11 protein-coding genes are annotated in these 14,836 nt (G+C 37.1%); 3 read left to right on the plus strand and 8 right to left on the minus strand.

The features are described 5' to 3' along the window. Positions 1-64: 64 nt before the first annotated feature. The 4 genes from BMX24_RS17155 to BMX24_RS17170 form a co-directional block, all read right to left on the minus strand. Positions 65-1,387, minus strand: coding sequence for a hypothetical protein (locus tag BMX24_RS17155; protein ID WP_139176880.1), 1,323 nt, complete (start codon positions 1,385-1,387; stop codon positions 65-67). A 999-nt stretch (positions 1,388-2,386) separates the two neighbouring features. Next, positions 2,387-3,712 (minus strand): hypothetical protein, encoded by a 1,326-nt coding sequence (locus tag BMX24_RS17160; RefSeq protein WP_139176882.1) that lies wholly within the window; start codon positions 3,710-3,712, stop codon positions 2,387-2,389. 165 nt (positions 3,713-3,877) lie between these two features. Then, on the minus strand, positions 3,878-5,209 hold the full coding sequence (locus BMX24_RS17165; RefSeq protein ID WP_089794957.1) for a hypothetical protein: 1,332 nt from the start codon (positions 5,207-5,209) through the stop codon (positions 3,878-3,880). A gap of 1,143 nt (positions 5,210-6,352) precedes the next feature. After that, positions 6,353-6,784: a hypothetical protein gene (locus BMX24_RS17170; RefSeq protein WP_089794959.1), complete on the minus strand. Its 432-nt coding sequence runs from the start codon at positions 6,782-6,784 to the stop codon at positions 6,353-6,355. A 256-nt stretch (positions 6,785-7,040) separates the two neighbouring features. Between BMX24_RS17170 and BMX24_RS17175 the strand changes: the two genes are divergently transcribed. The 3 genes from BMX24_RS17175 (at position 7,041) to BMX24_RS17185 (ending at position 9,845) form a co-directional block, all read left to right on the plus strand. Further along, the gene (locus BMX24_RS17175) at positions 7,041-7,679 is read left to right on the plus strand and encodes an alpha/beta hydrolase (RefSeq protein WP_089794961.1); all 639 of its coding nucleotides are present in this window, start codon (positions 7,041-7,043) and stop codon (positions 7,677-7,679) included. A 299-nt stretch (positions 7,680-7,978) separates the two neighbouring features. Continuing rightward, positions 7,979-9,316: a PDZ domain-containing protein gene (locus tag BMX24_RS17180; RefSeq protein ID WP_089794964.1), complete on the plus strand. Its 1,338-nt coding sequence runs from the start codon at positions 7,979-7,981 to the stop codon at positions 9,314-9,316. Between the two features lies 1 nt (position 9,317). Continuing rightward, positions 9,318-9,845: a hypothetical protein gene (locus BMX24_RS17185; RefSeq protein WP_089794966.1), complete on the plus strand. Its 528-nt coding sequence runs from the start codon at positions 9,318-9,320 to the stop codon at positions 9,843-9,845. Here BMX24_RS17185 and BMX24_RS17190 read toward each other — a convergent pair. From BMX24_RS17190 to BMX24_RS17205, 4 genes are all read right to left on the minus strand, one after another. Beyond that, on the minus strand, positions 9,842-10,876 hold the full coding sequence (locus BMX24_RS17190; protein WP_089794968.1) for a L,D-transpeptidase: 1,035 nt from the start codon (positions 10,874-10,876) through the stop codon (positions 9,842-9,844). The genes BMX24_RS17185 and BMX24_RS17190 overlap by 4 nt on opposite strands. Before the next feature lie 103 nt (positions 10,877-10,979). After that, the gene (locus BMX24_RS17195; RefSeq protein ID WP_089794970.1) at positions 10,980-11,885 is read right to left on the minus strand and encodes a UbiA family prenyltransferase; all 906 of its coding nucleotides are present in this window, start codon (positions 11,883-11,885) and stop codon (positions 10,980-10,982) included. Between the two features lie 159 nt (positions 11,886-12,044). Next, positions 12,045-13,580, minus strand: a complete 1,536-nt coding sequence (locus BMX24_RS17200) for a tail fiber domain-containing protein (protein WP_089794972.1) — start codon at positions 13,578-13,580, stop codon at positions 12,045-12,047. A gap of 193 nt (positions 13,581-13,773) precedes the next feature. Next, a complete protein-coding gene (locus BMX24_RS17205) occupies positions 13,774-14,649 on the minus strand; it encodes a complement C1q domain-containing protein (protein WP_089794973.1) in 876 nt (291 codons plus the stop codon). Positions 14,650-14,836 lie beyond the last annotated feature (187 nt).

Here is a 14,836-nt window from a genome sequence, read left to right on the forward strand (position 1 = left end):
ATAAGTCTGTCCGTTTCAGGAAACCTGATTGTAATACAGATGTTTGATTATTAATACTGCTTTATTAATACGTACCAACTCTTTCTAAAACTGCCGAGTATCCTCTGTTTACGTTTCCGTTATTAACAACATTGAGTTGGTAAGTCCCACCGCCGGAAGCCACAATATACATCGTAAAATCAAGATTCGCCGTATTTCCTCCATCTCCACAGCCAGGTACGCCAGACCAGCTTACTCCTGTAGATGTCTGCGTTTCTGAAAAAGTAGGGGGAGCTACACCATTTAAAGACATAAAACCGTCTCTGCCTTGTATGGCTGTTCCACCACTACTATTGGCGGCTACCCAAAATTCTGCAACTGCATGATGGGTACATGCATTAGCAACTGTAACGGTGAGCCTGTAGTAAGTGCCATCCGGAATATTACCGATAATAAGGGTGGATGCTCCCGGAGCTCCCGTAATAATTCCTGACATCACATTTCCGTGGCCAGGAGGTGCTGTTTTCACTACATTACCATTAGCATCATGATAGACAGGAATGGCTATACTTGCTCCGTTTCCGGCAGCCAGCATGGGTGTATTTCGAATTCTGGCCGTACCATTGACATCCATGTTTGCAGTAGGGTTTGTAGCGCCAATATTGATTCCCAACTGACCTGTGGAATGCAGTACCATATCAGGAGCAGTAGCAGAAGTTGGTGATGCGGTATGGAAATGCAATAATCCGCCGCTTAAACCAAAACCATAGAAATCTCCTCCTGCCGTATCATTATACACTGCGAGCTTTGTACTCGACACAAGAGGTCCCAGATCAAGATGAGAATTGGGAGTAGTTGTTCCTATTCCTACGTTTCCGGTAGGAGTAATACGCATCTGTTCTGCATTATTGGTACGGAGAGCTAATCCCTGATTATCTGTAGTTCCTAAGAAATTGGTTGTGGGGTTTGTCCCAGAATTTCCTAGTGTATTCCATGGGATGCTTGTAGCAGTAGCACCTGCCCCATTGTTGGTAGCCCTCCAGTTTCCGTTACTGTAAGCAAATTCCATTGCCTGTCCGTTGGTAATCGTAAAGCCGTTGAGACTGGCTCCGAAACCACCTCCGGTATTGTTGTAGATGATAAGTCTCTGTCCTGCATTAGGCGCGGCAGGCGCGGTGATGGCAATAGTAGCCGTAGCAGAACCTGTAAGCTGTATCTGAGTAACATTGGCAGGAATGGTCGCTGCATTACTTGCTACAGCCACTGCCGTTTCACGGTTGGTGATCGCACCGTTTACGTCCAAGGTTGTTCCGGGAGTAACGGTATTGATCCCTACTCCGGTCTGGGCCTGCATTGCTGTACTCATTACCAGCAATATCCCACTTAGTACTAATAGATCTTTTTTCATAATAATTTTTTTGTGAATTGTAAGGTTTATTTTAGTTCGACTGTTAGTTTTTATTAACTCACATAAATATGATTAATGTAAAATTCTTCCCTCCTGTATCTCTTATTCATATTTCTAAGAGTACATTTTCCTTCTTTTGAACTCAATCAACCTTGTTGTGTTTTATTTTATCCTTTATGCATTTTAGATTTCTTGGAATTAATAAAATCAATTATTTCCTAATTCCTACCTAAACATTTCTTATTAAAATTAATTATCATTAAAAATTTTTAAATCTAATTAAATCTAAGAATGAAATATGATAAAAGCTTTTGGCTAAAGACCGACATCTGTAAGGGTAAAGGTTGTATATCCATTATTTATTTTCATGATAAATATTGATATCAATCTTTGAATGATGTCTCAGCAATACAGTATCTAAGAAATACTGACATTGGATTTTTTTTCATAATCATAGGCATAAATTATTTTTATAATTGTTAAATAATTCCTGATCAATCAATCCCTAATTAATCAGAATAAAGTGTGTGCCTAAAATTGTGTTTTATGTTTACATGACAAATATAGTTTCAAAAAAATAAAAAATCAACTTTTTTATTAAAAATTTACAAATAAATTATCAATTCGATAATACAGCCCGCATGAATACGCGATTTTAATAATGAAAAATTGATGACAAATAATGTTCTTTTTACAAAAAGAATGAAAAAATTAAGTATAAAATATATCCCAACCTAATCTTTTTTCATTGAAAATTTTAATGAAAATAAAAAAACCATCCGGAAATCCGAACGGTTCTTAGATGAGATATTTCTTAAGATTTGTATCAACACTTGTTAAACATTTAAAAAATATTGTTTATTACATAATCCTTGTTTCCGTAGTATAGCTTTTTTTAATAAACTCTTTTTCATCTTTGAATAAATATTTTGTTGCTATTCTCAGGAAACCAGGATTATTGTAATGATTGAGGTTAAAAATTGATATAATTATTTATTATTAATAAGTTCCAATTCTTTCTAAGACTGCCGCATACGTTCTGGCTACGTTTCCGTTATTAACAACATTAAGCTGATAATTCCCACCACCGGAAGCTACAATAAACATAGTATAATTAAGGTTTGCTGTATTTCCTCCATCTGCACAGCCAGGTAAGCCAGACCAACTTACACCTGTAGAAGTTTGTGTTTCTGAAAAGGTAGGAGGGTTTACACCACTTAGAGATACAAAACCGTCTCTGCCTTGTATGGCTGTTCCACCCGTACTATTGGCGGCTACCCAAAATTCTGCAACCGCATGATGGGTACATCCATTAGCAACTGTAACGGTAAGCCTGTGGAAACTACCATCCGGAATATTACCGACAAGAAGCGTGGATGCTCCCGGAGCAGCAGTGATAGTCCCTGACATCACATTTCCGTGGCCAGCAGGTGCTGTTTTCACCACATTACCATTAGCATCATGATAGATAGGAATGGCAATTGATGCACCATTTCCAGCAGCCAGCATAGGTGTATTTCGAATTCTGGCAGTACCGTTGACATCCACATTAGCAGTAGGGTTTGTTGCCCCAATATTGATACCTAACTGACCTGTGGAATGCAACACCATATCCGGAGCCGTCGTAGGTGTCGCTGAAGCTGTATGGAAATGCAGCAATCCGCCACTTAAACCAAAACCATAGAAGTCGTTTCCTGCGGCTGCATTGTATACCGCCAGCTTAGCACTGGAAACATCGGTACCCAAATCGAGTTTAGAATTGGGAGCAGTAGTACCAATCCCAACATTACCGGTAGGCGTAACACGTACTTTTTCTGTATTGTTGGTACGCAATGCCAATCCCTGATTATCGGTAGTTCCTACAAAATTGTTTGCAGGGTCTGTTCCTGCATTTCCTAGTGTATTCCATGGGATGGTGTTGGGCAAAGCACCTGTTCCGTTATTCATTGCTCTCCAGCCACCGTTACTGTATGCAAATTCCATAGCCTGACCATTGTTGATGGTAAAACCATTAATGGTAGCTCCAAAACCACCGCCTGTATTATTATAGATTACAAGTCTTTGTCCTGCATTGGGAGCTGCAGGTGCTGTGATGGCAATAGTAGCTGTAGCAGAACCTGTAAGCTGTATCTGAGTGACATTAGCAGGAATCGTAGCTGCATTGGCTGCAACTGCTACTGCTGTTTCACGGTTGGTGATGGCACCGTTTACATCTAATGTTGTACCGGGAGTCGTCGTATTAATCCCTACGTTTCCCGCTTGTGCCTGCATTGCTGTACTTATGAACAGTAATACTCCACTTAATAGTAATAGATCTTTTTTCATAATTGTTGTAAGTTATCTTATCATATTTAGCTTTATTAATTCTTTTAGTGTGTGCTTAGATATTTGAATTAATAAACAGTTTTAATCATTTTTCGAATTGTACCAATTTCAACTTTTGCGTTTTGTAATATTGTATCAATTTTTTTATTTAATATTTTATTTATATTAATTAAAAGGATAACGTGTAAGTCTTATTGTATAAGGTTTTGCGGTATTCGCATTATTGGTAATACGAATATTATGAGGAGCAAGGTTATCTATAGCCACTGTAAAATTGAATGCAGTACTGTTACTGCCATCCGCACATCCCGGAACTCCAGAAAAAGTTACAGCAGAAGAGGTTTGCGTTTCCGTAAACGTTGGTGGGCTTACTCCATTATTACTTGTAGATCCTGAGATCCCCTGTATTGAGCTTTGATTATTAGTTGCAAGTGCAAAGACCCAAAATTCTGTAACAGCCGCATATGAACAGGCATTATAGGTAGTCACAACCATTTTATAAACACCTCCGTCAGGAATTTGTCCTACAACCCCTGTAGTTCCCGGGGAGAGTGTAGGAGTATGGGCATAATAATTTTCGTTGTTTCCATTCCCTTGTGATTTTCCTATATTTCCATTAGCATCCATGTATACAGGGATTTGACCTGTTGTTGCAATAACCGGTGTACTACGTACTCTTGCCGTACCGTTTACGTCTAGTTTTGCGGTAGGAGCAGCTGTAGGGTCTGTACCAATTCCCACATTTCCAGCGGCGTGAATTACCATTTCCGGTGCATCAGCATTAAGAGCAGATGAATAAAAAGCTAAATGTCCCGGTACAATACCCAAACCATAAAAATCAGTTCCGGAAGCATTGTTATAAACCGCCAGTTTTTTTCCCGCAACATCTGTAGGAGTAGTTCCAAAAGTAGTTCCCAAGTCAAGTTTACTATTAGGAGCAGTAGTACCAATCCCAACATTACCGGTAGGCGTAACACGTACTTTTTCTGTATTGTTGGTACGCAATGCCAATCCCTGATTATCGGTAGTTCCAAGAAAATTCGTAGTTGGGTTTGTTCCTGTATTTCCTAGTGTATTCCATGGGATGGTGTTGGGCAAAGCACCTGTTCCGTTATTCATTGCTCTCCAGTTTCCGTTACTGTATGCAAATTCCATAGCCTGACCGTTGTTGATGGTAAACCCATTAATGGTGGCTCCAAAACCGCCGCCTGTATTGTTGTAGATTACAAGTCTTTGTCCTGCATTGGGAGCTGCAGGTGCTGTGATGGCAATAGTAGCCGTAGCAGAGCCTGTAAGCTGTATCTGAGTGACATTAGCAGGAATCGTAGCTGCATTGGCTGTAACTGCTACTGCTGTTTCACGGTTGGTGATGGCACCGTTTACATCTAATGTTGTACCGGGAGTCGTCGTATTGATCCCTACGTTTCCCGCTTGACCTTGCATTGTTGCACATACCAACAGCAATGTTCCACTCAATAGTAATAATTTTTTTTTCATAATTGTTGTAAGTTATTTTATCATATTTAGCTTTATTAATTCTTTTGGTGTGTGATTAGATATTTGAATTAATAAACAGTTTTAATCATTTTTCAAATTGTACCAATTTCAACTTGCGTTTGTATTGTTTAGTTTCGTTCTTTCATACCAATCCCAACTTTTGCTTTTATATAAAATATGTTAGCATTGTGGCTGAAAATTTTTTCAGTAATTTCCCTTTACTGCTGCCATCGTTTGGTAACTTGGTTACTCATATCCTAAAGATTCATCAATCCCTACTTACTTATCTCTTGGTAATGGAAATATTCTGCTCAGGTTTTTTGATATTCAAAAGCTGTCTGAATCTACCAATACCTACTTACACAGCTGTTCTTTCAAGACGAAAGACAGGTTATGTATGTACGATGAATTTAATATTAATCAAAATGTGTGAAAAGCATTTAGCTATAGGGCTCCTTTGACATGTGAAATGTGAGAATTGATCTCAATCTCCGCTTGTGTCACTGCAATGTTGTATCTAAGAAATACTGAACATTCAATAAAGTTTTTTTTTCCATAATCATAGGCAATAAATTATTTTTTCTAATAGTTACAATCCCTAATTAAACAATTAAAGTTCGGGTGCCTGAAAAATTTGTGTTTTACGTTTTATATCGCAAATATACTTTCAAAAAATCAAATAATTATCATATTTTTTAGTTTTTTTTGAAAAAAAATCAACTATTCCTATCAAATTGATTAATAAAACCCCGACATAAGAATTATACTACTAATTAGAAATACTATGAATAAAGGCTTTATCGGAGCAAAATATTTCAACATTAAATGAATTTTTATGAACACTTTTTTCAAAAAAAATTTTAACTATAAGCCATTTTTAAATCCATTTGGTTGAAAAAAAGACAATTTTTATGTAGAATAATGTAGTATGTATTGGAAGATTTATTCCATCATAACCTTCACAAAATCACAGTCTAATCAGTGAGTAATAGAATCTTTTGTATAAAGAATTTAATATGATTATTTCGCTTGAATACTGCTGTGAACTTCCCTACTCTAGCGATGTTCAAAAAATACTTACAGATAGGGCACAAAAAAAACCGCTACGAAAGCGGTTTATGTATTGTAATATATTTTCTTCTTCTACAATTCTAAGAAACTGTGAGCTACAGCTGCACTTTTAGTTCCGGATCCTATCACCGTATCTGATTTTGCAACCTCACCGTCTACCCAGATATTCACGATTAATTTTGAGTCAGCGTTCGGAAGAACAGCGTTTGCTGCAAGATTCAACTGAGATTGGCTGGAGCTTACAAACTGCTCACCACTCGCCCAGTTAGTTCCTGTCGGATCAAAGATCGTGTTCTGGCTGGTTCCTACCTGAGTTACAATAGTTTTAAAAGTACCTGTACCACTACCTGTACCGTTTACTATTTTTGATTCAAACTGAATAATGTGATCTTCATATTCATCCTTGTCATCATCCTTACAAGAATTAACAACAGAAATTACTGAAAATAATACGGCGAATAAAAAAGAAAGTCTAAGTAAATTTGATTTGTAAAATTGCTTCATTTCTCCAAATAGATTTTTAATGTTTCAAATATAGGTTTTTTATCAATATAAAAATAACTTTTATGAAAAATTTCCAACAATGAATTCTAAATACTGTCAAATTAATAAAATATTTATGAGATGCGGGCTGCAGAGGTTCGGGTTTGAAAATAAGGGTTTTAGAGATGTTAAAAATTTTAATCAATTCATCATCAAGTTCATTTAAAATTCTCCTGTACCCAAATTAAAATACATCATTATTAATTATCTTTGCCTCATGAATTTAGATTACATCGTAAGAGAACCGGAAAATATAACTTCAGATACCACCATACTTTTTATGCTTCACGGCTACGGAAGCAACGAGCAAGACCTTTTCAGCTTCAGGGAAACCCTTCCGAAAGACTGGATTATCGTAAGCTTCAGAGCACCGAGAGCCACCCAGTTTGAAGGATTTTCATGGTATGATATAGACTTCAACAATCCCGAAAATTTTGTTGATGTACCGCAGGCCACAGAATCTCTGAACAGTGTTTTGGAAAGTATTTTAAAAATCGTAAATCATTACGGAATCACGGAGGGGAAAACTCACCTTTGCGGCTTCAGTCAGGGCGGAATTTTATGCTATGCGCTGGCTTTGAAATATCCTGAAATGTTCAATTATGTAGCTTGTCTGAGCAGTTATCCTGAAGAAAAACTATTGAAAGATATCGTAAAAGACAAAAAGAAACTGGAAAAACTTCGCTTCTTCATCTCCCACGGAACCGATGATGCAGTGATTCCTTTGGATTGGGGCAGAAAAGCGGCAGATTTGCTGTATGACCTGGGCTGTTATTTTACGTTCAGAGAGTACATGAACGGACATGGCGTGAACCAGAAGAATTATATGGATCTTATGGATTTCTTTGCGAAATAGTTTTTTTAATTAAAACTTCCTGAAAATTTTAGTTGAAATGAAATAATTAATAATAAATAGATCCTTCGGCTGCTTCGCGCTCAAGACGACACCGCTAATACTAGCTGCTAAAAATATGCAGTGTGATATCTCAGTGTCATCTTGAGCGCGCAGCAGTCGAAGGATTTTTCAATAAATTCCAGACTAATGAATTTATAAATATTTAAACATTATTTCAATTCATTACAAAATACACAAGCATTCTCAACTTTGAGGATGTTTTTTGTTTTTGATAAGAATAATTTCACTAAATTCAGTAAATGAAATTAAAATATTTTTTCTGGTTTGTTTTCTTAAGTATTTTCTTAAATGCTCAGGAACAAAATTCATTTGAATTACAAAACGAGAAAAAAACCGTTATTCCTTTTAAATTAATCAATAACTTAATATTCATTCCCGTAAATGTCAACGGTGCAGAACTTACCTTTCTGCTGGACACAGGCGTTGCGGAGACTTCCATTTTCAGCCTTGAAAATCAGGAATTAAAATTAGCCAGCCTTGAAAAAATAAAATTCTCCGGACTGGGCGGAAATGCCAGTATCGACGGCTTCCGGTCTGATAATAATATTGCCAGAATCGGAAAAGATTTTGTAAACTATACCCTTACCCTTTTCATCATTATCGATCAGGATTTTAATATTTCGTCCCACGTAGGAATCCCTGTGAACGGAATCATGGGCTATCATTTTTTTAAAAATCATCCTGTGCTCATCGATTATACTTCAAAAAAAATAACGATTTATAATGATAAAGAATTATTCAAAAAAAAGGTAAAAAAATTCGACGAACTGCCCATTTCCATTGAAAAAAATAAACCTTACATTTTCGCTGATGTAGAAATGACCCGCGAGAAGAAAAGTTCAAAACTACTCATCGATCTCGGAAACAGCGATCCTATCTGGCTCTTCCCTACCCTCATCAAAGACTTTGTCTACAACCGTCCCAATATCGATGATTTTCTGGGAAGAGGTTTCAACGGTGATGTCTATGGCAAACGAAGCAGAATTCATAATTTTTATCTGGGAAATTATAGATTTGAAAAACCGCTTACCGCCATGCCCGATGAATATTCTATCCAGCACGTGAATCTCGTGGAAAACAGGAAAGGCTCTATTGGTGGGGATATTATGAGACGTTTTACGGTGGGTTTCGATTATACCAATAAAAAATTATATTTAAGAAAAAACAGGAACTTCGACGACCCTTTTCATTTTAACATGAGCGGACTTGATTTCAGGCAAGACGGCATGGAATGGACGAAAGACATGGTAAACCTCCCCACAAAAAACAACAATAATGCCTCCAGCGGAATTGAAGTCATCAACAACAGCCTGCAATATAATTTTGTTTTAAAACCTATATTTTCCATTGCCGGAGTACGGAAAGATTCTCCCGCAGACAAGGCAGGATTGAAAAAAGATGATAAATTAATCAGTATCAACGGGAAAAAAACGACAGACATGACGATGGAAAAAATTATGGAAATGATGAAATCTGAGCAGGGAAAAACCATTAATATGGTGATTCAAAGAAAAAATCAGGAAATGACATTAAGCTTCACCCTGGAAGACCCGATCCCATACCAAGAACAAGAATAATATGAATACCGAAGAAACCACTCTAGACAAGATCAGAAGCCGGCCGAGGTTTAAAATGTTTACCCACCTTACCAAAGAAGAATATGCAGAAAACCTGAAAAAATACCTCAGCGAGCATAAAGATGAGTTTTCCGGAAACATTAATAAAGAAGTCGCCACCATCTGTGTAGAAACGGAATACGACAGCTACTGGAAACCCAGATTGTCATTAAGAATCGAAATAGAAGACGAAAAAACTGCGATACGAGGCGTTTTCGGTCCCAGTTCCGCAGTGTGGACGTTCTTTATGTTTCTTTATTTTTCCTTTTCTATTCTCTGGATGACCTTTTTCTCGATGTACTATGTAGAAAAACAGATCAAAAGCCAGGAATTTCCGTGGGCGCTCAATGCCTCATTTCTGATGTTGTTTTTCATTGCCCTTACCTATGCAGCCGCAAGATTCGGGCAACATAAAGGAAAAGCTGAAATGCTTAAGCTAAGAAGATTTGCCGAAGAATCTACATTGCAGTTTGAAAAAAAAGATGATTAAGGAGCTTGTGTTTTAGGATCTTCCGGCATTTGTTCCAAAATCGCTTTGGCCGCTTTTATAGAATCCACCACTTTTTCCCTGTTGTCCTGTTCTTTCAATATTTTTTCGATATTCGGTTCGATCATTTTGGTCATTTCTTCTACAGAAACGCTGTTGGCATTAGGATCGTTCAATAGTTTTCTCCAAGGTTTTCTTTTTCCCCAACCATAATCTCCATACACCAAAACTGCCGTTCCTTTGGCTTTTGTAGTGGCACCACCGGGATTCAGAACCCATGTATCTGCATAGCCGTACAGCCATTGCGCATCTTTCAACAGCAATCTCAAGCATGAGTGCGAAGCCGGATACCCCGGAAGGTCGTATTGATGCCATCCAATCCCGTCTGTATTGAAAATATTAAAATTATAGGGTAATTTCCATTCGCTGCTTACGGTGGATATGGCTAATTTCTTTTTCCAGTTGGCAAAAGTAAGACCCGTTTTTGTCTTGGCTGCTTTTTTACCCATACTTGTCGGTCCCCATTTTACCAAAGTTCCGTTTGAGTAGACTCCATATGCCTGAATCGGGTAGGAAAACACCACGAATTTCTTCACCGGGCTCAATACATCAAGCTGCATCGGGAATGGTGAGTATTCCATTAAAGTTGTATCGATTTTTGCAGGAACAACCAATGTATCTGCATTCCATTTGTTTTTGGCATCCAGCCTGTTGAGAGCGTAGATCGCGTAACGTTCTTTTTCTGTATATTTTTTATTGAAAATTCCGAATAAGGAATCTTTCAGTTTTTTATCTTTCGGAAAAATAAAAGCATTGTAGAAACCATCTTCCTGCATCGCGGGCGGCATAGACTCTTTCTGAATAACAGAATCCTTCTTCACCGAATCTTTTTCAGCTTCCTCTGTTTCTGTAATGGATGAAGTGGTATCTTTGATCGTATCGCTTATTTTTTCAATTTCTTTTTTACATGAAACCAGCATGAAAACGATGAAAATGGTATATAAGAATGACTTTTTCACAAATATGTTTTTCATAAATAAAATTGGCCTTTTTAGTTTTGCAATTCTATACAAATATCAGACCTAAAATTGAATAATAAAAGTGATTGATAAAAATACCGTAAAAAAACGGATAGTATTATTTTAAAAAGCAAATTAAGGGAATTGTAAACCAATAAAAAATAACCCAACAATGATATGTTATATTATCCTGCTTTGATGTTTTGTATCTGAGCAACCGAAAAGCTATGAACCAATTCAGTAAAGTTTGAATTATCAACACTATAATGACAAAAGGTCTTGTAAAACCTTCAGAAATCCCTGTCTGACTGAGAATGATGCTACTATAAAGTAAAGGTGATATGAAAAATAAGATAAGAGCTTGGTAAAGTCTTGCCTTTTTGTCCCCGTATAATAAAGGCAATGTCTTTCTTCCAATATTTTTATCTCCTTCCTGATCTCTGAAATCCTGAAGATTCATACTTAAAGCACACCAAGTAGAAAGTAATATATAGAAGACCCAAACCTTTGGTTCTAAAGGAGTAACGATTTCCCATGCACTAGCATGTAATACAATAGCTCCTAATGGCATAATAACAATATTCTTAGTAAACCAATGGTGATTAAAACTAAATCGTTCGTGTAAATAAACGAGTACTAACCAACCAATGCTAATGTACAGTATTCCCAAATAAAGTGATATCAACAAATAAATGATAGAATAAATAATCATTCTTTTGAAAACTTGTTTTTGGTTGAGCTGACCTGAAGGGATTAATCGATAAGGTTTATTAAGTTTATCTTCATCAATAGAATTGAGCTGATTAGCTGTTGTGAATGTAGTAATGTATAAAAAACTAAATATGACGCTCCAAAACAATGTTGGAATAAAGCTATCCCAGCTCGATTCGTTATAAAACCAAGCTGTTAAAGAAGTAGTTATTATTAATAATATCGCATCAAAAATATTGGTATTACTAAATTTCCAGATAATATACAGCTCACGGGATAGCAGTGAGCTAGATTTGTAATATAGAGCTTTCATTAAATTATTGTTTTTCACTAAGTTAAGAAGAATTTCAATTCCTATTTGAACTTTTTTACAAATAATCTACTACCCTTGAAGTATATTTTTTCTGAAATAATATAAAAACAAACGGGCAACCCATATGGATTACCCGTTTTCAATTACAGTTACCTAACTCTATTTTATTTTTGCAGCCAGGCTTTTGACCAAGGCTTCCAATTCTGCAATTTTTGTGTTTTGAGATTCGATTTTGGCATCCTGCTCCTGCACCGCTCTTACCAATAACGGGATAAAATCGTTATAACGGATGGCAAGATATCCATTGGTGTCTTTGGTTAAAAATCCCTGGTCTTTCCAACCGAATTTTTGGATAAGCTCTTCGACTTCCTGAGCGACAAACCCCATTTCTTTATTAGGATTTTCTTTATCATTAATTCTATGATAGGCTACAGGTTTCAGCTCTTTTACAAAATCTAAACCGTAGGGAATGCGGGTAATATTTTCCTTCCATCTTTTGTCTGAAGTGATCGTCCAGGCGACCTGAACTCTTGCGGAAGTAACATTGAAGTTACCCATTTGAATTTGATTAGAGCCATCCAGTACTCCTACCATTGAATCCGTTCCGAAGGAAATATTATTGCTACCGGCACCTATGTTTGTTCCTGCATTATCGCCTATTGTAATATTGAGAGTCCCTGAGGTTACCTTCATTGTAGTGTTACTTCCCTTACCAATAAAAATATTATTACCTCCTGTAAACGAACCACTTGTTTGTCCCGAGGTAATACCAATACCAATATTACCACTACCGGTTGTGTTATCTGTAAGTGCCGCTTCACCTATGGCAATGTTACGCAAACCTGTAGTATTGTTCTGGAGCGAGATACGTCCAATTGCTGTATTAAAACCTCCTGTGGTATTATTTAACATAGCCTGATGACCCAATACGGTATTACGTGCACCGGTTGTATTAGCAAGTAATGCATTGCCTCCTACAACAGTATTAAAACTACCTGTAGTATTACTGTTTAAAGCTGAATTTCCCACTACTGTATTAGTGGCTACCTGACCGCCTCCTAAACCTACCGTGATGGAATTAATGCTTGCATCCCCGTTTCCAACTGTAAGTTTTGCTAGCTTTTTCTCTGCAGTCGAGCCGCTCGTTGGTGAAGATACTGTAGCTGCAGTAGTGGTTCCCACCGCCAAATGGGTTGCATTATTGGCAGCATCCCAAATTACTCTTAATGCTTCGATTCCGTTGGCTTTGGTGACAAAATCTGTGGCGTCGGCAGTTCCTATAAAGTTGGTTCCTGCTGTGGTTCCTGTATTTCCTGCGAGAGACCAATTGGTTGCCGCAACGTTATTCCCCATGCTGATCTTTTGCCAGACGTTACCATCAAAATAATAATAGCCGACAGCCGTTATATTAACTCTTTGAGCTAAAACATCCCCTCCGGAAATATCCGTGATGTAGATCATAGCTCCCGTCTGATCGGCTCCGTACAGCGTATCCCCTTTATCCGTAAGCTGTGAACGGGTAAGGCGGGGCGCCTGCAACCCTGTAATGTCGGTGGATAGTAAATTTCCTAACGTATCAGTTTTACCGGATACATCCAGAGAACTTTTAGGAGTTGTGGTATGAATACCCACTTGTGCGTAGACAGAAGAACTCAATGCTACCAATACCAATAAGAAAATAGGTCTTTTTTTCATTTTTAATTTTAATTATTCAGTTATTATTTAAGTATATGATTATTGCTATAGGGCGGTTTTTTAAAAGAGTAACAATGAGAAATATCGACGTTGATAAAATATTACCTTACCTGAAGATTTACTAAAAAGGCAGAGGAGGGAACTCTGCCTTCGGTTTGTGTTTTTAGAACCTGATCACCTTTTGTATATATAATTATAATCTACTGATATTCAATTTTCTTGTATAAAATAATGTATAATCTGAACCACATCCGTAGCATGGTGTTGCTGAAATACTTATCACATCTCCTTTCATTAGATTTAATTTTTGGCTTCCTGTACCACTACCTGCTATATAATTTACGGTATATCCGGGGGTAAAAATTGCAATCAGCTTTTGTTGTATTGCTCCGTTTTTTACTAATATTAATGCAGTATGTGTACTGTAAACTGTTGATGATGTAACTTCTGCATACACTTCTAAGTTGTACCATCCTGATTGAGGACACGTCCATGAGCTTGTGGCAGGATCAAAATCTCCTCCTCCATTGGTGCTGTATTCTACATTGGAGAATGTAAGCTGGGTTGCTGATCCCTGAGCAACATATTGTGTAGCATCTCCATTAATAGTATACATATAAGGTTGCTGGGATTGTGCAAGAGACAACACCCGATAAGTAATTCCTGTAGCTGTATTGATGTTGGTTTTGGTAAGCAGAACAGATTCTCCGGGTTGGATGACGGTGTTTAAATCTTTATCAATAAGTTCAGATCCATTGCCTTCAATGGTAAGGTTGTAAGCCGTGGAAGCATTTTTAAAAAAATACAGCCTTCCCGTACGATCCGGAGAAGTGGGTGAGGCAGGAAGCGTAATCGTGCCATTGGCTGTACCGTCCCACATGATGGAAAAATCGTTTTCCCCGGCGTTATAGGTATTTGCTGTTACTGAGGTATACGCTGCGGCGAAAGATCCATTGACAGTAAGTTTGGAACCTGGATTGGCAGTACCAATTCCTACATTGCCTGTCTGGGCTTTTACAGAACAGGTTAAAATTGTAAATACAATAAATAAAATACATTTTTTTTTCATATGTGTAAGTTTTAAATGATTATTTTAAGAATACTGAATGTATAACATCAAATATCAGTTTGTTGTACAAAATTATATCCTTTCATCGATCATTTTAAAAAATGCTTGTGTGATTATGCCGAGACACTTGTAGAAATAATACTACGGGAATATCCAATTATTATGTTAATTTTGTTAAACTAATAAC

Origin of the sequence: Chryseobacterium wanjuense, from assembly GCF_900111495.1 — a bacterium.
GTDB classification, from domain to species: Bacteria; Bacteroidota; Bacteroidia; order Flavobacteriales; family Weeksellaceae; genus Chryseobacterium; species Chryseobacterium wanjuense.